19 protein-coding genes, 3 pseudogenes and 1 riboswitch are annotated in these 23,341 nt (G+C 41.0%); of the genes and pseudogenes, 10 read left to right on the forward strand and 12 right to left on the reverse strand.

From position 1 onward, the window contains the following. Window positions 1-32: 32 nt before the first annotated feature. The 7 genes and pseudogenes from JCM15907_RS01335 to JCM15907_RS01370 form a co-directional block, all read right to left on the reverse strand. Window positions 33-638 (reverse strand): DUF4290 domain-containing protein, encoded by a 606-nt coding sequence (locus JCM15907_RS01335; protein WP_051522313.1) that lies wholly within the window; start codon window positions 636-638, stop codon window positions 33-35. Window positions 639-681: 43 nt separating this feature from the next. Further along, window positions 682-1,275: a glucose-6-phosphate isomerase gene (locus tag JCM15907_RS13105; RefSeq protein WP_051522314.1), complete on the reverse strand. Its 594-nt coding sequence runs from the start codon at window positions 1,273-1,275 to the stop codon at window positions 682-684. Beyond that, complete coding sequence (locus JCM15907_RS13110) at window positions 1,254-1,961, reverse strand: phosphoglucose isomerase-related protein (RefSeq protein WP_199897218.1); 708 nt, start codon at window positions 1,959-1,961, stop codon at window positions 1,254-1,256. Before JCM15907_RS13110 ends, JCM15907_RS13105 begins: the two co-directional genes overlap by 22 nt. 36 nt (window positions 1,962-1,997) lie before the next feature. Continuing rightward, window positions 1,998-3,001: pseudogene (locus tag JCM15907_RS10055) on the reverse strand (NAD(P)H-dependent glycerol-3-phosphate dehydrogenase). A 54-nt stretch (window positions 3,002-3,055) separates the two neighbouring features. Further along, window positions 3,056-4,779: pseudogene (gene lysS / locus JCM15907_RS01350) on the reverse strand (lysine--tRNA ligase). 705 nt (window positions 4,780-5,484) lie between these two features. Further along, window positions 5,485-6,150, reverse strand: a complete 666-nt coding sequence (locus tag JCM15907_RS01365; protein WP_025842414.1) for a class I SAM-dependent methyltransferase — start codon at window positions 6,148-6,150, stop codon at window positions 5,485-5,487. 18 nt (window positions 6,151-6,168) lie between these two features. Next, on the reverse strand, window positions 6,169-6,732 hold the full coding sequence (locus JCM15907_RS01370) for a methyltransferase family protein (protein WP_025842415.1): 564 nt from the start codon (window positions 6,730-6,732) through the stop codon (window positions 6,169-6,171). A 338-nt stretch (window positions 6,733-7,070) separates the two neighbouring features. Between JCM15907_RS01370 and dapA the strand changes: the two genes are divergently transcribed. From dapA to JCM15907_RS01390, 5 genes are all read left to right on the forward strand, one after another. Beyond that, the gene (gene dapA / locus JCM15907_RS10060; protein WP_051522316.1) at window positions 7,071-7,868 is read left to right on the forward strand and encodes a 4-hydroxy-tetrahydrodipicolinate synthase; all 798 of its coding nucleotides are present in this window, start codon (window positions 7,071-7,073) and stop codon (window positions 7,866-7,868) included. Next, entirely contained in the window at window positions 7,799-7,981 is a 183-nt protein-coding gene (locus JCM15907_RS13910) for a dihydrodipicolinate synthase family protein (RefSeq protein ID WP_159099887.1), read from the forward strand. The genes dapA and JCM15907_RS13910 overlap by 70 nt, the downstream gene beginning before the upstream one ends. A gap of 20 nt (window positions 7,982-8,001) precedes the next feature. Further along, window positions 8,002-9,111 carry a DNA replication/repair protein RecF gene (gene recF / locus JCM15907_RS01380; RefSeq protein ID WP_025842416.1) on the forward strand — a complete coding sequence of 370 codons (1,110 nt, stop codon included), beginning with the start codon at window positions 8,002-8,004 and terminating at the stop codon, window positions 9,109-9,111. Window positions 9,112-9,116: 5 nt separating this feature from the next. Further along, the gene (locus JCM15907_RS01385) at window positions 9,117-9,410 is read left to right on the forward strand and encodes a DciA family protein (protein ID WP_025842417.1); all 294 of its coding nucleotides are present in this window, start codon (window positions 9,117-9,119) and stop codon (window positions 9,408-9,410) included. A 62-nt stretch (window positions 9,411-9,472) separates the two neighbouring features. Further along, entirely contained in the window at window positions 9,473-10,492 is a 1,020-nt protein-coding gene (locus JCM15907_RS01390) for an HU domain-containing protein (RefSeq protein ID WP_025842418.1), read from the forward strand. Window positions 10,493-10,551: 59 nt separating this feature from the next. Here the strand turns inward: JCM15907_RS01390 and mnmL are convergent, their stop codons facing one another. From mnmL to JCM15907_RS01405, 3 genes are read right to left on the reverse strand one after another with little or no spacing between them, the layout of a single operon-like run. Continuing rightward, entirely contained in the window at window positions 10,552-11,496 is a 945-nt protein-coding gene (mnmL, locus tag JCM15907_RS01395) for a tRNA modification radical SAM protein MnmL/YtqA (RefSeq protein WP_051522317.1), read from the reverse strand. Then, a complete protein-coding gene (gene holA / locus JCM15907_RS01400) occupies window positions 11,496-12,578 on the reverse strand; it encodes a DNA polymerase III subunit delta (protein ID WP_025842420.1) in 1,083 nt (360 codons plus the stop codon). Before holA ends, mnmL begins: the two co-directional genes overlap by 1 nt. Before the next feature lie 19 nt (window positions 12,579-12,597). After that, on the reverse strand, window positions 12,598-13,374 hold the full coding sequence (locus tag JCM15907_RS01405) for an AMP nucleosidase (RefSeq protein ID WP_025842421.1): 777 nt from the start codon (window positions 13,372-13,374) through the stop codon (window positions 12,598-12,600). 32 nt (window positions 13,375-13,406) lie between these two features. On the opposite strand from JCM15907_RS01405, the gene JCM15907_RS01410 reads away from it, so the two are divergent. The 4 genes from JCM15907_RS01410 to JCM15907_RS01425 all read left to right on the forward strand — a co-directional run bounded on the left by JCM15907_RS01410 (window position 13,407) and on the right by JCM15907_RS01425 (window position 19,214). Beyond that, window positions 13,407-13,925, forward strand: coding sequence for a type I restriction enzyme HsdR N-terminal domain-containing protein (locus tag JCM15907_RS01410; RefSeq protein WP_242396743.1), 519 nt, complete (start codon window positions 13,407-13,409; stop codon window positions 13,923-13,925). Between the two features lie 65 nt (window positions 13,926-13,990). Further along, the gene (locus tag JCM15907_RS10065) at window positions 13,991-14,890 is read left to right on the forward strand and encodes an ABC transporter ATP-binding protein (protein ID WP_370664401.1); all 900 of its coding nucleotides are present in this window, start codon (window positions 13,991-13,993) and stop codon (window positions 14,888-14,890) included. A gap of 22 nt (window positions 14,891-14,912) precedes the next feature. Continuing rightward, a complete protein-coding gene (locus tag JCM15907_RS01420) occupies window positions 14,913-16,253 on the forward strand; it encodes an ABC transporter permease (RefSeq protein WP_025842423.1) in 1,341 nt (446 codons plus the stop codon). Window positions 16,254-16,289: 36 nt separating this feature from the next. Continuing rightward, window positions 16,290-19,214 carry a M16 family metallopeptidase gene (locus JCM15907_RS01425; RefSeq protein ID WP_025842424.1) on the forward strand — a complete coding sequence of 975 codons (2,925 nt, stop codon included), beginning with the start codon at window positions 16,290-16,292 and terminating at the stop codon, window positions 19,212-19,214. Between the two features lie 292 nt (window positions 19,215-19,506). On the opposite strand, the gene ribB is transcribed toward JCM15907_RS01425, so the two are convergent. Together ribB and JCM15907_RS12935 are read right to left on the reverse strand one after the other, a co-directional pair. Next, on the reverse strand, window positions 19,507-20,145 hold the full coding sequence (gene ribB, locus JCM15907_RS01430; RefSeq protein ID WP_025842425.1) for a 3,4-dihydroxy-2-butanone-4-phosphate synthase: 639 nt from the start codon (window positions 20,143-20,145) through the stop codon (window positions 19,507-19,509). Window positions 20,146-20,268: 123 nt separating this feature from the next. Beyond that, window positions 20,269-20,392, reverse strand: a riboswitch (FMN riboswitch). Window positions 20,393-20,546: 154 nt separating this feature from the next. Next, window positions 20,547-21,337: pseudogene (locus tag JCM15907_RS12935) on the reverse strand (TrmH family RNA methyltransferase). 456 nt (window positions 21,338-21,793) lie between these two features. Here JCM15907_RS12935 and JCM15907_RS01440 point away from each other — a divergent pair. Continuing rightward, window positions 21,794-23,323: a LysM peptidoglycan-binding domain-containing protein gene (locus JCM15907_RS01440; RefSeq protein WP_025842426.1), complete on the forward strand. Its 1,530-nt coding sequence runs from the start codon at window positions 21,794-21,796 to the stop codon at window positions 23,321-23,323. Window positions 23,324-23,341 lie beyond the last annotated feature (18 nt).

A 23,341-nucleotide genomic window follows, 5' to 3' on the forward strand; every position in this document is an offset into this window, starting at 1 on the left:
AGTATTTTGAGGTGGAACTTCTGAAATAATCGCTATTTGTGTTTTTTGTTTTTAGGTCGAGAGGATTTATTGTGAGCTCCTTCTGTGATGTGTAGCTTGTGGTCTTGCTCATTCAAAATCAAAACACCCTCAGAGAGGTGGAAAAGATCCTTAAATATCTGATAGTCATCTACAAAGTCTTTATTCCAAGTGAGGTAAAGCGTCTTCATGTGATTGGCTATTTGCAAAGCCACGGCTTCTCGCTCTGGGGTATCGGGCATTTCGCAAGCTAAGTTGATACAAGACTGGATATTGTGTCCGTAGTGTCTATAGATAGCCTCTTTTTCTGCATAAGAAATAGGAAGAGGAGGGGTAGCTAAATGTTCCTTCTTAATAACCTCTATAGGATAATCTATGTCTAACTTGAAATCGGACATAATGGCTAAGTGATCCCATAGTATATGCTCTCCATCTGGAGTATTGCTTCTTTCGGGAAAAAGATTACGCATAATAGAAATAATTGTTTCTGCGCAAGCCTGTCGCTCATTACGGTCTTCAAGAGTTAGACAGAGGTTCACCATATTTTGAACATTACGCCCGTACTCTCTCATTACTATATCGGATCTCTTTTGATAGATTAGATTATCGTTGCCTTCCATTATTGTCTATGTTTGCTGTGTTTCTCTATTACAACTAATAGTGTTATTCTCTATATTCTGGCTTCCCTAAAAGAGTAAACATATTCTTTTTGTACTCTTCAACTCCAGGTTGGTCAAATGGATTGACCTCCAAAAGGTAACAGCTGAATGTAACTGCTATCTGAAAGAAATAAATCAAGGCTCCCAAAGAACGCTCGTTTATTTGGAGTATATTTATTCTTAGAACAGGAACTCCTCTATGTGCATGCGCCATAATGGTGCCTTCGATGGCTTGCTGATTAACCCAAGACACAGATTTATCAGAGAGATAGTTAAGCTGATCTATATCTTCTCTTTCGGAGGGGATAGAGAGTGTTTTAACCGATTCTTGAATATGAATTATTGTCTCAAAGAGGAGGGGATCTCCTTCTTGTATCCACTGTCCTAACGAGTGAAGATCAGTTGTGAAAAGGGCTGAATGGGGCAGAAGCCCTTGATTATTTTTGCCTTCGCTCTCTCCAAAAAGCTGTTTCCACCACTCCAACAAAGAGTGTAGGCGAGGTGTTTGTGCTACTAATAATTCAACCTTTTTCCCTCCTCTGTAGAGAGCATTTCGTAGGCATGCGTAATGTATAGCTATATTTTTCTCGATATCCACCTCCAGACCACTTGTTCCTCCATTAGCCGAGCTCCTGCAAGCAAATCTTCTATATCGTAGCCTGCAATCGCTATCGGCAGTAATCCTACGGGAGATAAAACAGAAAAACGACCTCCTACATCTTTCGGAATATGAAAGGTTGTGTATCCCTCTTTTTGGGCAAGTTTGAGAAGAGAGCCTTGTTTACTGTCTGTTACAGCTACAATTAGCTCGGAAGCCTTCTCTTTGCCTACATTTTTCTCTAAAAGTTGTTTAAGAAAGCGGAAAGCTATAGCCGGTTCTGTGGTGTTACCACTCTTAGATATATATACGATGCCGAAAGTAGTACCTTCGAGTAAATTAAGTAGTTGATAAAGATACTCTTCGTCTAAGTTGTGCCCTGCGTAAAGTAAAATAGGTGCTTTTCCTCCCTCTATGTTAGAGAATGGTGCATCCGAAAGGGCTTCTATGATAGCACGAGCTCCAATATAACTCCCCCCAATACCAACACACACGATATGCGAACAAGATGTCCGCAACTGCTGCGCAACTGCTTTTATTTGTTCAATAGTTTCTTTTGATTGATGGGGTAGATGTAACCATCCTAATAAATCTGCCCCTTCTATCTCTCTCTTTCTTATCTGAGTAAGGATTTGTTTCGCATGCTGGGTAGGAAGCTCTAATGTTCCTGCATAACTTGTATCCAAACTTATAATTTTTGACATATGCTATGGAGAGGGTTTCTATTTGAAGTGGTGGGAGAGTTTTAAAATAGTTTTTGCGGGATCCTTTTTCTCATAGAGTATATCGTACACAGCTTCGCAAATGGGTAAGTTCACTTGGTAGTACTTATTAATCTCACGAATACACTTAGTCCCAAAATAGCCTTCAGCAATCATTTCCATCTCTGATTGAGCTGCACGTACACTGTATCCACGCCCAATCATATTTCCAAATGTGCGATTACGACTAAACTGAGAATAGGCCGTCACAAGCAAATCTCCTAAATAGACAGAGTCTGTGATATCTCTTTTGATGAGATGCACTGCATTTATAAAGGTGTTCATCTCAGCAATAGCATTAGAGATAAGTACAGATTGGAAGTTATCTCCATACTGTAAACCATTGCATATACCTGCAGCAATAGCATATATGTTTTTTAGGACAGAGGCATATTGCACCCCTTCTATATCGTTAGAGGTTACACAACTTACGAAGTCGTTGCGCAATGTCTGGGCAAAAATTTCTGCTTTTTTGAGGTCGCTACAAGCCACAGTGAGATAGGAACGACGATGTCGAGCTACTTCTTCTGCATGGCAAGGACCGCCAATAACTCCTATATGGTCTCTGGGAACGTCAAATTCCTCTATCAGATATTGAGATACTAACACATTCTCTTCTGGTACAATGCCTTTTATTGCATTTACGATAAACTTATCTCGCATGCTTGACTTACGTACCTTCTTTAAGTATCCCTTTATATAAGGGGAAGGTGTGATTAAAACAACGGCATCACTACTTCGGAAAAATTTATTGATATCTGACTCGGAAAAGAAGGTTATCTTACTGGTGTCAAATTCGATAGCTTGAAGGTAAGTGGGGTTGTGCCAAGAGCCTTGAATGCCTCGATCTGTTCCGAACGACGTATGAACCAATTAATATGGGGTTGAGTGGTCAATATTATTTTGGCAATAGCAGTTGCCCAACTACCTCCTCCCAAAATTCCTATAACACCATTCTGTTGCATAGTATTTACTCTTTAGTCTCTTTTGGCAAACAAAGAGATATGTACTAATCTTTTTTAAGCCTCTGTCCAAGAGGTAACTTCGTCCAGTGAGGGCATTGAAAGCCTAATTTATATTTCTTGTTTATTTCGCTAATAGCTTGTACTATCTTGCCAGGTTTCTCTCCTTTGATGCTTTCAACTGTTAAATAACCAGCTTTATAAAGTATAGGTACAAACTCTTCATTAATTCCTAATGTGGTGAAGGCTTCTGCTTTGTCTCTCTTGGCTACTATCTCTGGTTTCATTTGAGGGAAGAGCAAAACCTCTTGGATACTTTCTTGACCTGTGAGCAACATCACTAAGCGATCCATGCCGATACCCATACCAGAAGTGGGAGGCATACCATACTCCAAAGCACGTATGAAATCTTGATCGATGAACATAGCTTCGTCATCTCCCTTTTCGGAGAGTTTGAGTTGCTCCTCGAAACGCTTCTTTTGGTCGATAGGGTCGTTTAGCTCACTATAGGCATTTGCCAGTTCTTTACCATTGACCATCAGTTCGAAACGCTCAGTAAGCTCAGGGTTATTCCGATGCTCTTTGGTTAGAGGAGACATCTCTTTCGGATAATCCATTATGAAAGTGGGTTGAATGTAGTGCTTTTCACACTTCTCACCAAAGATTTCATCGATGAGCTTCCCTTTGCCCATGCTTTCAGTAGTTTCTATGTCCAGTTGCTGGCATACGGCACGCAACTCACTTTCTCCCATACCGCTGATGTCTATACCTGTATGCTCCTTGATGGCATCAATCATCGTCACGCGGCGGAAAGGAGGCTTGAAGCTAATGGTTTTGTCTCCCACCTGCATTTCTGTAGTGCCTAATACATCTAAAGCGATGCGTTCGAGCATTTGTTCAGTAAAAGACATCATCCAATTGTAGTCCTTATATGCCACATATATTTCCATGGCTGTAAACTCTGGATTGTGCGTGCGATCCATACCTTCGTTGCGGAAGTTACGGCTGAACTCGTACACCCCATCAAATCCTCCCACGATAAGACGTTTTAGGTAAAGCTCGTTGGCAATACGCAGGTAGAGAGGAATATCTAAAGTATTGTGATGGGTAACAAAAGGACGAGCAGCAGCCCCCCCAGGAATAGATTGTAGTACGGGAGTGTCTACCTCTAAATAGCCGTGTTCATCAAAGTAGCGACGCATGGAGGAGAAAACTTTAGTCCTCTTAACGAATATATCTCGTACATGGTCGTTTACAATCAAATCGACATAGCGACGGCGGTAGCGCTGTTCGGGGTCGGTAAAGCCATCGAATACTTGTCCATCTTTCGATTTTACAATGGGTAGAGGACGAAGAGACTTGCTGAGTACCGTAAGGCTCTGAGCATGAATAGATACCTCCCCCGTTTGAGTTTCGAATACAAAGCCTTTAATGCCGATAAAATCACCAATGTCAAGGCATTTTTTGAATACCGTGGCATACAATTCTTTGTCCTCTCCTGGACATAAATCATCTCTTGTTATGTAGATTTGAATACGTCCCGTACAATCTGCTAACTCGACAAAAGAGGCTTTCCCCATAATGCGTCGGCTCATAATACGCCCAGCAACGCACACTTGACGAGGAGGAGTTAGCTCTTTGTTAAAGTTTTTGATAATCTCTTCTGCCCAAGCGTTTACAGGATATTCGTCTGCAGGATAGGGGTTTATACCTAATTCCTTTAGTTGTATGAGGCTATTGCGACGAGCCATTTCTTGGTCGCTAAGCTCTAATATATTCAAATCTATCATTCTCTCTATCTTATTTCGTGGCACTTGTTAGAGACAACAAGTGCTTATGTAAGCTCATGTATGTTGCTACAAAGATAACTCTTTATTGTGGCAATTCATAAATACTTAACAAAGAGTTTCATGCTATTTTGTAGACTGTTGCACGGACTTTATGAAGCTTGCGAAAAAGAATGGAGTAGGAAAACTTTAGAGAACCATGTGCAAGACATGCCATTATGGTAGAGATAAAGGGACTGAGTAATGGTAGGTAGTGTGCGTGCGCTGCGAATTTTTACAGAATTTGAATAGAGAGTATGGAAAGTGATAAGGCGATGAGTTTAAGATACCATCGTTCCTATCTTCAAAAAGGTATATACCTAACGTTCAAAACCTTCTGTGTGAAGGCGCGAAACCATTATACCTAACTCAATGCTTCGGTAAGGAGACTTTATACCAATATATAAGGGGCAAACCTCCCCCTTATAAGCCTTTATAATGGGTTCTTTACTTTGGTTTGTAATTTCTTTAGTTACTCTCAAGAGACATAGAAATAGGGATTGAAGAGTGTTACTTTTCCTTCTTTTCAATAGATGGGCGCATCCAAGACTCTTCACACAAACGAATACCATTAATGCCCTGCACGATGGTAATATTCTCTTCATTGATGAAATTTGTAACACTCATACGATTTCTTTTAATGGTTTGATTTTAATTTAGTTAGGGAATGGGTTTGGTGCATCGGAATGTAAGAATAGGACCATGATGCCTTATCTCTACGGCGTCTCCAAAAAGAGTATGTAACTTCTCCTGCGCCTCGTGCAGTGAGTAGTGAGGGGGTATAAAGAGTCCCTTTTTGTTCAAGATGGTACAGACTAACCCATCCGCAATGGCTCGTTGTCCTTTTATGTAGAAGCTCCCACAAAAGAGTCCTTTAGGTTTTAGTACTCGAAAAACTTCGGAAAAGGCTTTTTCTTTGTCGGGAAAGGTGTGGAAGCCATTCATCGAGAGTATACAATCGAAGCTATTATCCTCAAAAGGCAAATGCCCCACATCGCCCTGTATAAGCGTTAGATGGGACAATTTGTGTGCCTCCTTTCGTTGCTGGGCAAGGTTGAGCATCTCTTGAGAGTAGTCAACTCCAACAATGGAGGCTTGGCTAAGAAGAGCGTATTTCTCGCTTGTAAATACCGCAGTGCCCACTGGTACATCCAATATCTTGCCTTGTAGATTATTGGGTATCATGTTGAGTACTTCATCGGCTATTTTGTTGTCGTTCGTTCTCCAAATAAGGCGCATATATACCCAAGACCACCACTTGCGAGCGGTTAAAACATCGTCGTAGCGCTGGGTAATACGGGTGTATGCGTTTTTCTGCTGAGTCATGTTTTTACGGAACGGAGGTTAGAAGAAAAAGTATCTTGGAGTATTGTTCTTATAGCGAAGGTACTCCTCTCCATAAGTCTCTGTACAGTAACGCTCTTCTCCTAAAATGACGAAGTGAGTTAGTACGAAGAAGGGGATTATGATAAGTAATAACCATAGAGAGGCAGAACCGATACAAACGCCCAGCATACCTGTGTGGAAAGCAAGGTATATAGGATTGCGAGAGAAGCGATAGATGCCGTTCTTAATAGTCTTGTCGGGATGCGCTATCGCATAAGAATGGATAGCAGCGATGAAAACAAATAGGGAAATAGAGTATACAACAGTTCCTACTACGAACCACCATGTACCTATCTTTAGTGGAATAAAGAGGGAAATTATCAGTAAAATTATTTGTAGGAGTGTACTCCCATAGGAGTTTCGTCGGTCTGTCTCATTGTACCAAGAAGTGTCAACGGCCCGCTTTCCACCCTCTTTGTAGATAAACAAGTATAGAAGCTGTATTGCTATCATGCCGAAAGAGGGTATCCATGCGTTGAACCACCCAAATTCAAAGGTGGTAAAGAAAGCAAGAGTATCCATAAATCGAAATTTCTTTTTTACAAATCTGCTAATCTCTTTGAAAGATTAGGTTTCGATAGTTTCTGCAATGTTACTGCCTTTTACGTTTTTATACAATACCCAGAAGTAGGGGCTATTGAGGCGAAGGTGTACTGAGGTGAATAGACGGAAAGACTCTTTTATGCTTTCTCTGTAGAATTGATGCAATAGACACCTATTGATTGGTAAAGCAACATATTCTATTCGTAGTACTCATCTCAAAATAGTTTCATCTAAAAAGTGTTCTTTTTTTGCCTCATAGGTTGTATATTTGCTGTTGTTTTTACACAGTTCAGTTTTGGATCAAAATATTCTAATTAATGGATAAGCCTACTTGCTCAAAAACCTTTTTCTCGGGATTGGGAGTAGCTCTTGTTACCCCATTCCTTCAAGATGGTTCTTTAGACTTTCAAAGTTTGGAGACTTTGGTACGTCATACCATAAGAGGAGGGGTAGACTTCTTGGTGCTTTTTGGCACTACGGGAGAGTCTCCTACGGTCTCAATCGAAGAGCGTAAAGAGGCTCTGTATAGGGTGCACAAAGTTACAGAGGGGAGTGTGCCTATTGTTTTGGGCGTAGGAGGTAATGACACCAGACTGCTTGTGGAGCGATTGCACAACCTCCCCAACGAGCTTTTAGCAGGGATACTAAGTGTAACCCCTTACTACAATAAACCTTCTCAAGAGGGGCTTTACAGACACTTTGCTCTTGTGGCAGAAAATACTCCTTTGCCCGTGATACTTTACAATATTAAAGGTCGTACAGGAGTCGATTTGTGTCCCGAAACAGTACAGCGTTTGCGTCAGGATTATCCTCAAAAAATTGTAGCTATAAAAGAGGCTTCTGGAAGTTTAGAACGTGTTGTCGAGTTGATTCAAAGCAACGACGAAGATTTTACCATTCTCTCGGGAGACGATGGCCTTACTCACGAGTTTATGCGTGCTGGAGCAAAAGGAGCAATTTCAGTAGTGGCCAACATATATCCCCAGTGGCTAAGTCTATCATCGCCGATTATACCTCTCCTGAGGCACAATATAGAGATTTGGCTTTGGCTCAGTGCTACCAACAGTTATTTGCTGAGGGCAACCCGAGTGGTATTAAATCTTGGCTTCATTTGATGGGCTATATTTCAACTCCAACACTACGCTTACCTCTCGTAAATGTGTCAGATGCATTGTGTGAAGAGATGAAGAGTTCTATACAGCGTTTGCAGACGTTGGGAGCTTGTTAAGTTTTAGGCAGAACAGGCTAATGATACTTCGCCATATAGATCTTATTGCTTTTAAGAGCATCTCTGTTGCTTCTTGTGACTTAGCTCCCAAACTCAACTGTCTTTTAGGAGGTAATGGTATGGGTAAAACCAATTTTTTGGATGCTATTCATTACCTATCGATGAGTCGTAGTCATTTGAATACTATAGACAGAATGGCTGTACAACACGGAGCATCGGAGTCGATAATATCGGGTTGCTACTTTAATCCTCAGGATAATGCAGAAGATACTATAACATTACGTATCCGTCCTGATAGCCCCAAGGTTTTGAGTCGTAATGGTCGGCTTTATAAGCGACTTAGTGAACATATTGGACGCTATCCTTTGGTTACTATATCTCCACAAGATTATCGATTGATAAGAGGAGGGAGTGAGGAGCGAAGACATTTTCTGGATCGAATGATTGCTCAGCAAAATGCTACCTATCTAAATAACCTAATCCGATACGACCATCTTGTTTCCCAAAGAAACAATTTGTTGCGTGGTGAGCACACTGACGATATGCTTTTCTCTGTCGTGGAAGAGCAGATGGCTCTCATTGGACAGAGCATTGCAGAGGAGAGAAGGGCTTTTATAGCTTCTTTTACCCCGATATTCAATAAGTTTTATCAAGCCATAAGTAAAGAGGGAGAGCAGGTTTCTTTGCACTATAAAACCAAAACAGCACCCTCGGTGGAGGGTTATCTATTCGCTTTACAACAAAATCGCCCGATAGAACGTATGGCTGGTCATTCTATGTATGGGGTGCATAGGGATGATTTAGATATGTTTATCGACCAATATCTCATTCGCAAAATTGGCTCAGAGGGGCAAAATAAAACCTATTTGACAGCTCTGAAACTCTCGGAATATCAAATTGTAGCAGACAAATTAAGATGTCAGCCAATTCTTCTTTTGGATGATTTATTCGATAAGTTAGATGCCGATCGAGTGGAGCGTATCATAGAGATTGTTTCAGGAGAACTTTTTGGACAGATATTCATAACTGACACCAATCGAAAGTATTTGGATGCAATTATTCATGCCCAGGGAGAAAAGTATCATCTTTTTAAAGTAGATAGAGGTGTTATTACTCAACTGCCTAACTAAGCAATATGCAAAAGAGATACCCCGAGAAAATAGGAACTGTGCTAAAGGAATGGCTTGAAAAAGAAGCTGACTTTGCAGAGGGTGTTTATCAAGACAAGGCTTTGCAACTATTTCGAAAAAAGATGGCTCCCATTGCAGGACATATAAAAGAAAGTTCTTGCCGTCATAACACATTATACGTCCGTATGCGTTCTTCGGCTATGGCGCAGATGTTACGTGAAAATAAAGAGCAGATTATGCAGAGTATCAACGAAGACTTGAATTACATAGCCATCGAAGATATACGAATCTTTAATTGAGTTTTGGGAGATAGTATGAAAATTCCTAACTTTGTAGAGAATACGTCTGTAAGAAATTTTGGATGGGTAGACTCTCTAACAACATAGACACATTATTGGCTCTTCATGATTGTGTGATAATACCTTCTTTTGGAGCTATCATAAAAGAGCAGCAACCACCTTTTTATGATCGGGAGGTTGGGGTTTTGTACCCAGGAAAGACAACTTTGCATTTCAACAAGGAGTTGAGAGAGAGTGATGGTTTATTAGAAGATGTGTATGCTCAGAGTTATGGCTTAAGCAAACGAAGAGCTCGTTTATTGTTAGAACAAGATGTTGAAGAACTGATGACAGTACTGCATCGTACTGGTCGAGTTTCTCTTTCCTCTATTGGTAATTTCCTTTTAGTTGAAAATGGAGCCTTGGATTTCTTTCCAGAAACTCCAAAAACTCTTTTTTCTTCAGGGTATTCTTATGGACTTATTCCCTATCATCTTCCTGCATTGCAAAAAGTAGCTTCTTCTGCGAGCGTTTTTTCGCACAAGAACGAAAAAGAAACTGTAAAATCTGACTATATTTATTTTCGCTTGCACAAAAAAGCTACTGCTTGGATTGCAGCAGCCGTTGTATTGATTGTTTGTTTACTTCCTGTAACCTATCAACCTGTAGGCAACTACTTTAGTGCAGGTATTATGCCTTTGTCTCAGAGTTCTCTTGTAGAGAGGGAGAGAGTTTCAAAGCAGATTGTATCAGAAAAAGTTGTGGAGATAAAGGAGAATTCTTCAGTTAAATCAGAACAGGTTACTCTGCAGAAGAATCTGGAGGAAGGTGTCGGAGATTCGTGTGTTCTTCCGAAGAATTCAAAAGAGGGTTATTATGTAGTAATTGGTGCATTCCGAACTGAAGCAAAAGTTTTATCCTTTATGGAAAGCTGTCAAGAGGCATCCTTTGCCAACACTATGGGATACCTTCAGAAGGGTTCTCGAAAAGTTATTTATGCAGTGTGTAAAGAGACAGCTCAAGAAGCTCAAGAGTTCATTCGTTCTTTGGCAGAAACAGATCCTGCCTATAAGGAGGCTTGGGTGCTACACTATTCGGAGTAGTAACTACTGTTTATAGAGTTTTTTCTACAACAGATTTATCTCCCTCCTTTTAAAAGAGGTCATTTTTCATTTTTTACAGAGTGTCTTTCTCGTTCTTCGGCTCTTTTTCTCAGCAAAGCTGTAAACGCGTAATTTTTTAGTTTCCATTGAGGAGCAATAAGCAACTCGGGAGGTGTTTGAGAGACAAATCTATCTATTGTGATGAGGGGTGATAGAAGTTCGAGAAAGTCTAAACACAAATTGGCATACTCTTCGGGAGTAAAGAATTCAAAATGTTCAGGATGGTTGGCATACTCCATTGCCATAGGGGTATGAGCCACTATTTGTAGTTGATGCACTTTTAGAAGAGATAGAGGAAGCCTCGAAAGCTCCCGGGCGTGATTGAGCATCTGTTCGTAAGTTTCTCCTGGGAGTCCCAGTATAAGGTGCGCTCCTACCAAGATGCCTCTTCTTGCAGTTTCTTGAATTATATTCCTACTTTCTTCCCAAGTGTGTCCTCTTTTTACTCTTTCTAAAGAGGCATTACTGGTGCTTTCTACACCATATTCTACTAAAACAAAAACTTTTTTGCTTAATTCGGATAGGTAGTTCAAAAGTTCTTCGGGCATACAGTCGGGGCGAGTGCCTATTATAATGCCTACAATGAGTGGATGCTGTAAAGCTTCTTCATAGAGGGCAATTAGTTCTTCGACCGAGCGACCATAAGTAGATGTATAGGTTTGAAAGTAGGCTAAATAGCGCATGGAAGGGTATTTGTACCGAAAAAAATCAATCCCCTTCTTTATTTGTTCCGAAATAGAGGCTTGTGCATTGGCAAAAGCTGGGCTAAAAGCCTTGTTATTGCAATAAGTACATCCTCCTCTTCCCTTACTGCCATCTCTGTTAGGACATGTGCTGGCAATGTTAAGAGTTATTTTTTGGATTTTTTCTTCAGGAAAGAATTTTCGGATAAAGTGTCCGAAGTCAGAACTTTCCACTCTATCAACAAGCGATGCGAAACTCATTATGCTAAAATAAAGGTTACAAGATCGGTAAGTATCCCTTGTGATGTATAATCTCCCTCTTCCGCTCCTTTGAAGCGTGCCTCCGCCATGCGTAGTTCATGAATTATATCGAAAGTTTGTTTGGCAGTAAAGTAATTTTTGGCAGTAAGATAGTTTTGGGCAGCAAATTTGTTGCGAAGAGAAAGGAGGGCAGCAATACCTTCTGGAGATATGGAGGCTGGCTGATACAGTACCGCTAATAGATTGACGAAGAAAGGGTAGAGAACGGATAGTATCATAGGCAAAGGGTACTTCTTTTCATTTTCGCCCATATACAAAGCTATCTCATAGGCTCTTATACGCTTCTTATTGACGAGAGCATCTAATAATTCGTACACAGAATACTCTCGAGACTTGACAATGTAGTGAGATAGTAGCTGCTTAGGAATGGTCCTATTAGGTAGAGTGGAAGCTATAACTGATAGTTTTCTAAGTTCACTATTGAGCACAGTGCCATTGTATCCGACTAATTCTATTAGAGCATCTACTGCATCAGGTAAAAGAGACATTTCCTCTCGTTGACAGATATAGGAAATCAGTGTAGAAGCGTCTCTTTTATTTCTAAGTTTAGGTGATAGGAGAATGAAAGCTTGGGCTTTGGTAAACTTTTCTAAGAGGCTTTTATGTTGTTCAATATCTCCTGCATAGCACAGAACAAGGGTTGTTTCTTTGGGGATAAGGGCTGCATTTTCGGCAATTAATTCTAACTTCTTCATGCTTTGAGCTTCTCGTACTAAAAAGAGTCGCTCTCCACCCACTATTGAAATGGATTGTACAGCCAACAAAAGTTGTTCTACCGAAATGTCAGAGCCGTACAATATGTTTCTATTGAGATCCCACTCCTCTTTTTCGATAAAAGAGGAGGTAAATAGTTGATCAACCGCATTGATGTAGAATCTTTCTTCTCCTGCAATAAAGAGTAGGGAGGGGAGAGGTGTTTTTTTTGCTACGCTCTTCTCCAATTTTATAAGCAACTCTTTGGGAGATAGATGCTTTTCTTTTTGATTTTCTTTGCCCTTTTTACCGTACTCTTGAGTAGCCATATCTTTATATGTAGCGATATTACCAAGAAAAGCGGATACCTAAAAGAGAGGGGCGATCTTCTTGTAGTATTTTGAGTGTATCTATACCCAAGTCGAGATGCGTTAGGGCATAATTGGCTGTAACTTCTTTGTCGTTAGCTTCTGTTTTTATACCCTCTGGTGTCATTGGTCGGTCAGAAACCATAAGAATACCGCCAATAGGGATTCTGTTAACGTACCCTGTGGTAAAAAGAGTAGCTGTCTCCATGTCAATACCATCTGCATGAGTGGTGTTCAAGTACTCTCTAAATTTAGCATCGTGTTCCCAAACTCTTCTGTTGGTAGTATATATGGTGCCTGCTACGTATGATAGACCTCTGTCCTGAATGGCAGAAGAAGAGGCTCGAAGCATCTTGAAAGAGGGTAGAGATGGTACCTCTTGTGGAAGATAGTCATTGCTTGTTCCCTCTCCTCGAATAGCGGCAATGGGAAGAATAAAGTCTCCCAATGAGTAACGCTCTTTGAGAGCCCCGCACTTTCCCAAAAATATAACGGCTTTAGGCTCTATAGCAGAGAGAAGATCCATAATGGTAGCGGCATTGGGACTACCCATACCGAAATTGATGAGGGTTATTCCTTCGGCTTGGGTGTTGGGCATAGCAGAGTCTTTACCTACTATGGGCACATTATAACGCTCCGCAAATATATGTAGATAGTGATCGAAGTTGGTCAGTAGGATGTAGGGAGAAAACTCCTCACAAGGCCTCATTGTATAACGAGGTAACCAATTGGTTACAATTTCTTGCTTCGTTTCCATATCGTATTGCTATCTATTGTTTATCTTTGTCTATGCGTATGAAAGCCCATTTGCCTCCTGACTATCAGCCCTACAAAGGTAAAATTAATCTCCTTAATTTACCCTCTTATCCTGCACAAATAGAAGATATAGATGGCAAACTTTATATTTTCGATGATATTAGAGGAAAGATGGTACATCTAACTCCCGAGGAATGGGTTCGACAGCATTTTGTACACTATTTAATAGATTGTTTAGGTTATCCTCGCATGAGCATCAATAGTGAAAGGCAGTTGATGGATATGCCACGAGCCAGTCGTACCGACACCGTTGTCTTTGGCCGTGGGGGAGAACCTTGGGTGCTGATTGAATATAAGGCACCTTCGCTTATACTTACCAAAGAGATGTGGCAGCAGTTGAGTAATTACAATCTTGTCTATCGCTCTCCTTATCTCGTGCTAACGAATGGGCTTAAGCACATCGTTTGTAAAATAGATTATCAAGAAAAGAGATATCAATTTCTCTCGGAACTTCCTTCCTATAAACAACTTTGTGAGGAGCAACGAGAGTAGTAGGTGTCTTTTTTTTGTGTTTATAGAATTGCACTGTAAAAATAAATCAGATAAAAAATAAGAAGATGAATTTTCTCGAAGCACAGCATATCGTAAAACGATATTCTCGGCACTTAGCTTTAGATGATGTTTCCATAAGTGTACCCAAAGGATCTGTTTTTGGACTCCTTGGCCCCAATGGAGCTGGAAAGACCACATTAATACGTATTATCAATCGTATTACAGCTCCAGATCAAGGAGAAGTATTTTTTGATGGGAAACCTTTCTCCGAAGCAGATATTGCTCGTATAGGTTACTTGCCAGAAGAGAGAGGGCTTTACCGTAAAATGAAAGTTGGGGAACAGGCCATTTATTTAGCACGTTTGAAAGGAGTAGACAAAAGGACTGCCCACAAGAGGTTAACCCAATGGTTTGAAAAGTTTGAAATTATGCCTTGGTGGGATCGCAAGGTAGAGGAGCTAAGTAAGGGAATGCAGCAGAAGATACAGTTTGTGTGTACTGTAATTCACGAGCCCGAACTCTTGATTTTTGATGAGCCGTTTAGTGGATTTGACCCTGTTAATGCAGAGCTTTTGAAGAAGGAGATTTTAGCTTTGAGAGATAAAGGTTGTACGGTAATTTTTTCTACCCATAATATGCAGTCGGTAGAAGAGGTCTGTGATGAGTGTGCGCTTTTTAAATCTTCTCGTGTAGTACTTGCTGGCAATGTGCAAGAGGTGCGTCAGCGCTTTAGTCAAGGGGTGGTAGAGATTGAGTTAGATATACCGACTCCTTTGACAGAGAAAAGTCTCTCTTCATTTTCTATCTTAGAAAAATCTTTTTCTTCAGGACGTCAGATGTTGAGGGTTTTACGCCAGCAAGGACAATCTAATAGGGACTTACTACTCTCGCTCCCAGAGGAAGCTAATCTTGTTAGCTTTAGGAGGAAGTCCCCTCTATGCACGATATTTTTATCCAAACCATAACAGAAAACAAGCAATAAGAAATATGAGCAACAGTAAGATTGGCATCATCATAGGACGCGAATATGCTATGCGTGTCCGTAAGAAGTCTTTTTTTATCCTTACCATCTTAATGCCTTTTATTTTTATAGGAGCAATGTTTCTTCCTATGCTCATAGGGCGGTATAGTGTGGGCAAAGAAAAGGTGATGATTATAGACCATACGGGACAGTATGCAACTTTGTTGGAAAATACAGAAAATTACACCTTCCTCTCTGGCAATAAATCGACAGAGGAGTATAAACTTTTAGGAGAAGACAATGAAGAAGGGATAACTGCTGTATTAGAGATTAAGGAAGATTTACTTGAAAATCCCAAGGGTGTCGAGCTATATGGTTATAGGCAGATACCTTCAGGCTTACAGGCTTATATCGAAACAATCTTCTCGTCGTACCTGACAGAAAGAAATTTAGAGAAAAACTCCAGTGTTCCGAATATTAAGGAGATTGTTCGAGATAGTCAAGTCTCCCTATCGCTCTCTACGTATAAGTGGGATAAAGAGGGTAAAGAGGAGCGCTCCAGTGGAAATATTGCAGGCTTAATGGGATTGATACTATCTATTATTAGTTTCTTCTTCATTAGTACTTATGGTGCTTCAGTTATGGGACTGGTGCTTGAAGAGAAGAAAAACCGCATTATGGAAGTTATGGTATCGAGCGTACGTCCGTTCGATATGATGATGGGCAAAATTGTAGCTATGGGATTGGTAGGGATTACCCAAATCGTTCTTTGGGTAGTACTGACAGGTATTCTTTTCGCAGGCGGTTCTTTGGTAATGTTAGGTAATGTTTTAGACCTCTCCTCTATAAGTACTATGCAACAAGCCGATATTACGGGTATGGCTGCCAATGTATCGGTAGAGGAGTTTGCCTTTTTCCAAGAGGGGATTTCTGCGTTTATGAGTCTTAACTTTGTTCATATCGGATTGATGTTTCTCTTCTACTTTATTGGAGGTTTTCTACTTTATGCCTCTATTTTTGCTGCAGTAGGTTCTGCTATTTCGAGCGAAGAGGATAGTAATCAGTTTATTATGCCTGTTATGCTCCTGCTTATGGTAGCATTCTATACAGGCATTGGTAGTATGAACAATCCCGATGGCCCGTTGGCTTTTTGGTGTTCTCTTATTCCTTTTACATCTCCTATCGTTATGATGGTACGTTTACCCTATGGAGTGCCTGTATGGCAACAGATTGTGAGCGTAATACTTCTTTTCTTCACATTTGGAGGGTTTACTTGGCTTAGTGCTAAGATATACAGAGTTGGCATTCTTATGTATGGTAAAAAACCTTCTTTTAGGGAATTAGCACGTTGGATTACTTTCAAATAATAGTAACTAAATTAACATATTAATAGCATTAAAACAATGAAAAAGACACTCTTATTCCTTCTCTTTTGTGTCACTTCTGTTACTATGCTCTTGGCACAGAAGTTCAAGACAATTCAAAAGACAGATGGTAGAGGTTATCGCTACGAAGAGGTAACCAATGACCCAACTAAGGCCAGAGTTTACACGCTTTCTAATGGACTTACCGTCTATTTGAGCAAGAATGTAACCGCTCCTCGCATACAGACTTATATTCCTGTGCGAGCTGGTTCTAACAATGACCCTGCTGATAATACGGGGTTAGCGCACTATTTGGAACATATGCTCTTTAAGGGTACATCTCGTATGGGCTCTCTTAATTGGGAGAAAGAAAAGGTGGAGTTGCAAAAGATTTCGGATCTCTATGAGCGTCATAAGCTCTCGAAAGATAGCTTAGAGCGTCGTCGTCTGTATCATCAGATTGACTCGATCTCTCAAGTAGCTTCTAAGTATGTTTCTGCCAATGAGTATGATCGCCTAACCTCCTCTATAGGGGCAACTCGAGTAAATGCTCACACTTGGGTAGAAGAGACGGTTTATACCAACAATATCCCCTCGAATGAATTGGAGCGTTGGTTGAAGATTGAGAGCGAACGCTTTGATGAGCTCACCCTACGCCTTTTCCACACAGAGATAGAGGCTGTGTATGAAGAGTTCAATATGGGGCAGGATAATACATACCGCCGAGTAATGAAAGTGCAAAACGAATTGCTCTTCCCTACACATCCCTATGGACAGCAAACTACAATCGGTACTTCGGAGCACTTGAAGTCTCCCTCTCTCGAAGCTCTTCACCATTATTTCAACAAGTATTACATCCCCAATAACTATGCAATCGTTTTGGTGGGAGATTTGGACTATGACCAGACAATAGCTTGGGTGGATAAATACTTTGGTAAGAAGAAGGCGAAGAAGTTAGTTCATCCTACTTTCCCTCGTGAAGCTCCTATAACCTCTCCCCGAGTGGCTGATGTGTATAGTAAAGATGCCGAGTTTGTAGGTATCTCTTACCGTTTCGATGGTGGTACAGGTAGCGAAGATGAAGTTTATCTAACTCTCATCGACAGGATTTTCTCTAACGGTAAGGCTGGTTTGATAGACCTCAACCTCAACTTGGCACAAAAGGTATTGCAAGCCTCCTCTTATCCTATGGTGTATAAGGAGTATTCTGTACACAATTTCTATGCCAACCCTAACCCTGGGCAAACATTGGAGCAAGCCAGAGACCTCCTCTTCTCTCAAATAGAAAAGGTTAAGGCTGGCGATTTTCCTGACTGGTTGTTAACGGCAGTTATTAACGAGATTGAGCTGGACCATACCAAGGGTTCTATCAATGCCAATCAGGTGGCTACCTATATGTACAATGCTTTCATTCATCAGCAAAAGTGGGCAGACCGTCTTTCTTTTACCGAGAAGTTGCGTAAGGTAAAGAAAGCAGATATTGTAGCATTTGCTAAAAAGCATTACAACAATAACTACGTACTTATCAATAAGCGTCAAGGCGACAATCCTAACCTAATACGTGTAGAAAACCCTGGCATCACACCTATCAACATTGATCGCAATGCTATGTCAGAGTTTGGTAAAAACTTACTTGCCGAAGAGGCTCCTCGTTTGAAACCTCTCTTTGTAGATTTCAAGAAGGACATAAAGAAGACTAAGGCTGGAGCTTTGGATGTCGAATATATCCTCAATACCGAAAATGACCTCTTCGAACTTACCTACCATTTCGACTTCGGTAGTTTTGGTATGAAGGGCATCCAAAATGCCGCAGATTACTTCTCTTATCTTGGTACAGACAAATTGACTGCTACACAGGTACAGCAGGAGTTTTATAAGTTGGGGATTAGCTTCAATATATCGGTTCAAAACAAGAATACGTATATAACCCTCTCGGGCTTGAAACAGAACTTCGAGGCAGGAGTACGCCTTTTTGAAGAGGTGCTTAAGAATATAAAGCCCGATGACGAAGCTCTTAAGAACTATGTAGAGCAGGTTATAAAGGGTCGTATGAACGAACGTAGCAATAAGGAGCAGATTTTCGATGCTGCTGTTATGTATGGTAAATATGGTAAAAACTCTCCTCTATTGGATATTACTTCTGTCGAGTACCTCAAAGGTCTCAAAGGAAAAGACCTTACCGATATGCTCAAAAGCCTAATGACCTACAAGCATAAAATCTTCTATTATGGTAATGATATAGAAAATGCTCGCAAGGTATTGGCTAAGTATCATAAGGCGGGTACACGTCCTGTTCCTGCCAACAAGGAGTACAAGCAGCTACCCACAGGTGGTAAAGTGTACTATACCAACTACGATATGGTGCAGACACAGATGATGATATTCCGCCGTGTGGATAAGTTTAACGCTAAAGATTTGGCTTGCGAACGTCTCTTTAATAGCTACTTCGGTGGAGGTATGGGATCTATCGTATTCCAAGAAATCCGTGAGTCTAAGAGCTTGGCATACTCTGCCTATGCTTACTATGGCGGAGCTAACAACTTGCAAGACTACAATTACCTCACTGCCTTTATCGGCACACAGGCGAACAAATTGCCCGAAGCTTTGAAGGCTATGGAAGAGCTTATTACCAATATGCCAGAGTCTGAAAAGAGTTTCGAAACAGCCAAAGAATTGGTATTGCGCACTATCGAGGCAGAGCGTATCGTTCGCTCCAGTATTTATTGGAGGGCAGAGGGATTGCGCAAAGTAGGTATCTATCACGATCATCGTCGTGAAATCTACGAAGAGGTCAAAAAACTCTCGTTGCAAGACTTGGTTCGCTTCTTCAACGAAAAGATAAAGGGTGGAGACTATACTTTCGTACTCATTGGTAGAGAGAGCGATCTCCCCTTAGATATGATGAAGAATTACGGCGAGGTACAAAAATTGGAGTTGGATGATATCTTCTCTCCTATAGAGTAATCTCTTGAACTCTCTACGGAGAGGTTCTCTTAAAACTTGTGGGGCTGTGGCAAAATTTTTTGTCGCAGCCCCTTGTCATAGGAGGAATAAAAAATGAGACTGAACCAAAATTCAATTTTGGCTCAGCCTCATTCTCTGTTAGGGTTTGTTATAGAAAGAGAGGATTTGTGATGGGAGTAAAAGGAAACTCACAGCCTTTATCTCCAAAGGTTGTGAGTTTTGCTGTTTTTGTCCGTTGCAAAGCAAGCGCGAAACACTTCCGAACGAAGTGTATAAAGAGGGCTATGCTGGTTTAGATAGCGTGCATCTTTCGGTATGATGCTATATCCTCAATGGTGAGGATAGGCATATTGTGCTTGGCACTGAACACTTCGATCTGGGGCATACGAGCCATAGTGCCATCTTCATTGGTCAATTCACAGAGTACGGCAGTATCTCCCAAGCCTGCAATAGAGACGATGTCGATGCTCCCCTCGGTGTGTCCGCGACGCTCAAGTACACCACCATTTCTGGCTCTTAGGGGAAAGACGTGCCCAGGGTGCACCAAATCTTCTGCTTTGGCTCCTTGTTTGGCAGCAGTTTGTATGGTACAGAGACGGTCTGCAGCCGATACTCCCGTTGTAACTCCTTCTTTTGCTTCGATAGATATTGTAAAGGCGGTTTGATTCTTACAGGTGTTATTCTGTACCATAGGGGGGAGGTTCAGCTCTTCACACTTATAGTCCTTTAGACAAAGGCATATAATACCGCTACACTCTCTAATCATCAAAGCGATATTTTGAGTAGTTAGGTTGGAGGTAGGATATATAATATCTCCCTCATTTTCTCGATTTTCATCGTCCACCAAAAGAATACCTCTGCCTTCTCTTAGGGCAGTAATTGCTTTTTGAATACGCTCTTCCAATTGTGTTGTTGGAGTTTGTGTTGCCATTATTCTATCCAATTGATTATTATATATCTCTACAAACAAGACGTTTACAGAAAAGCACACACGAATAAGATAGACGGCAGTACGCAAAATTCCCCAAGAAAAAAGGGGATAGAAAACGAAAAGCCGATTCATATCTCATCCGGACTATACCGTCGGTTAAGGAATTACACCTTATCAATCTCTGTACTATAGAGAGTTGTGGACTATAACCACCGGTAGGGACTTACACCCTGCCTCTATAAATCGCTACACAAAAGTAACCATATCTTTCATATAATCACTAAAGAAGATATGAAAAGATACTTAAAAGAATCAGTGCAAGGAGGTTTAACGCATCTTTATGTCAGGTGTATTTAAGAGAGGAAACGCTAAGAGAGTGTAAGTGATGAGAAAGCAAGAGCTTAGGAAATAAAGCAACGTGCCACTACAATGGCTGTTGCTACAGCTACATTGAGCGACTCGGCATGATGACCATCTGGTGTTTGCGCAGGTATGGTTACCGAGTGGGTAATGTACTTTGCGATCTGATTGCTTATTCCATTACCCTCATTGCCCATAACCCAAAGAGAGGGAGTGGTGGGTAGGGGGAGGGGAGCATGGGATTTCAAAAGATTTATCCCCTTCAAAAAAGTACCCCATACGGGTACTTTTTCTCTCTCAAGCTTCTGCATAAAAGTGTCAATGTCGACCACGTAAGAGACCTTAACACGAGCCAAACCTCCCATTGTAGCTTGTACACCTTTGGGGAAAATATGTCTGCCGTACCCATCGTTACGAAGATTTGGCGGATGCCGAACCAGTCGCATGTACGTAGGATAGAGCCTACATTGCCGGGGTCTTGTACATTGTCGAGCAAAAGCGACATTCTTTCGATGGGAGGCTCCTCTTCTTGGGGGGCGGGAAGTTCGAAAAGGGCAATCATCGAACGAGGATTTTGTAGAGAGCTAATAGCTGAAAAATCATACGACTCGGGGAGCAAAATCACCTTAGCAATAGTAGGAGATTGAGAAAAAGACTGCCACATCGAAGGAGTCGTAATGAGGAGTCGACAGCGAAAGGCTTCCGAAAGTTCTTCTATCAGTTTGGGTCCCTCTGCCACGAACAATTGATGCTCCCGCCTCCCTTTAGCTCGGTGTAGGCTAAGGATCAACTTCCGTTCTTGATGTGATAAAGAGGTCTGTTCCTGTATCATAAAAAGGTAATTTTCTCTCCGACTAAGCTGTTCTTTTTCTTACCGCAAAGGTAGGCGAAAAAAACATCTGTGTAAACGGCGAAAACCCTCCGTGCAAACTCTTGAAACCATCCGTGTAAACTCTCAAAAGGGTTAACCCTTTTTTATATTCAGATGAGTGATGCGATAAGAGGGTATATTTTGAGGACAGATAGTAGAGTGTATTACCATAAATTTTTCTTCTATGGTTATAGCTCTTTTTATACTACCTTTGTGCCATGGAGGTGTGTCATAATGCGCAGGTTACTGCGTTGCATGCGGCTTGTGGCTTTGGTTATATACTTCGGTACGCTCCTTTTAGCCTCGGTCTTAGTGCCTTGTTTTTATACACTTTGACACACCTCAACGAGGGATGTGTCTAAAATGAATTTTGAACACCCCATACTTTAACCGTATTCACTACAAGGTAAATAACGAATGGGACGAATACTAAAAACAAGAGGACTGCTCTTACTACTCTATATTCTTTTGATTTTTTCTTCGAAAGCAGAGGCCTCTTTTTTGCATCAAAATCCTCCTTATAAAGTACATGTCGTAGAAGCACAAGAGACTGTTTACTCGATAGCTCGTAGAAATGGTGTTTCGGAAGAGGATATATATCAACTAAATCCTGGCTCAGAGTTGGGCATTCGCATTGGGCAGGAGTTACGTATCCCCACAAAGAAGAGTGCGCCTAAAGCTCAATTTCCACACTCCAATAAAGAGGGGTTTCATACCGTACAATCAGGAGAAACACTCTATTCTATAGCTAAACAATATGGTATTACTGTAGCTATACTTTTGCAATACAACCCCGATATTGTTCCCGAACATTTACAAGCTGGTACGGAGTTGCGTGTTGCTCTCACAAGTGGTGATAGTGAGTCTTCTTCTAACAAAATACTTGTGGTCTCGCCAGATGGAACAAATAAAGTGAATGTAGCTCTTTTGCTTCCCGTAGGGGCTAATGGTCCCTCTCGATATATTCAGTTCTATGAGGGGTTTCTTCTTGGGCTTTATCAACTTAAAAAGAATGGTATATCTGTAGTCCTAAATGTACATCAGGCTCAAAATGAGAGTGAATTGAAAAACCTTATAGCCGATAGAAAGTTGTACTCGTCTAACCTTATTGTTGGGGGGCACACGGAAAAAACGGTAAATATGCTCTCTCAATACTCTGCCCAAGAAGGTATTCCTTATGTATCTCCTTTCATTGCACAGAATAGAGTGAGTGTATCTTCGCGTTCCATCTTTCGCATTAATACTCCACAGCAGGAGTTATATCCTTATGTAGCTCAAAACTTTGCTCATCGCTATTCAAATTCTGATGTGCTTTTTATAGAGGATGAGCAGGGCAATCATAAAACATTGGTCTCAATACTTAAGAAACAACTGAAATCAATAAGGCATAGATACCGAACCTGTAGCTATCAAGAGTTTATTGCAGGAACGGCAACGTATCTGCTTTCACACAACACTGTATTAGTGCCGAATCATAGTACTCAAAACTATTTACAAGGCATCTTGTCTGCACTCAAAGAGCATTATGCTATGGCTCGCGGGATTACTCTTTTTGGTTATCCCGAGTGGCAGTCGTATAGTAGAGAGACTCTTTCGGCTCTGGGAGGGTATCATGGTACTATTTACTCCTCTTTCTTTTTTGACCGCACTATGAAGGAGAGTACCAGCTTTTTGAAGAATTATAATCTATGGTTTAGTCGCAAGAATACAGAAAACTTCCCTAAATACAATGTGTTGGGGTACGATATAGCTCGCTACTTTGTACGAGCATTGGCCATATATGGAGCTTCTTTTTCCGACTCTTTTTCACAACTCCCCTCCGATGGTTTGCAGATGAATTTTGTATTCAAACGCCTTGAAGGCGATGAGCATTATACAAGCATAGGGCTTTTCTTTATTACTTACGATGCCACAGGTAAGGCTACTCGACAGGAAGTAACTTTTTAAGAGAGTGTAAGATGTAAA

It is taken from the genome of Porphyromonas gingivicanis JCM 15907, from assembly GCF_000614585.1.
GTDB lineage: Bacteria > Bacteroidota > Bacteroidia > Bacteroidales > Porphyromonadaceae > Porphyromonas > Porphyromonas gingivicanis.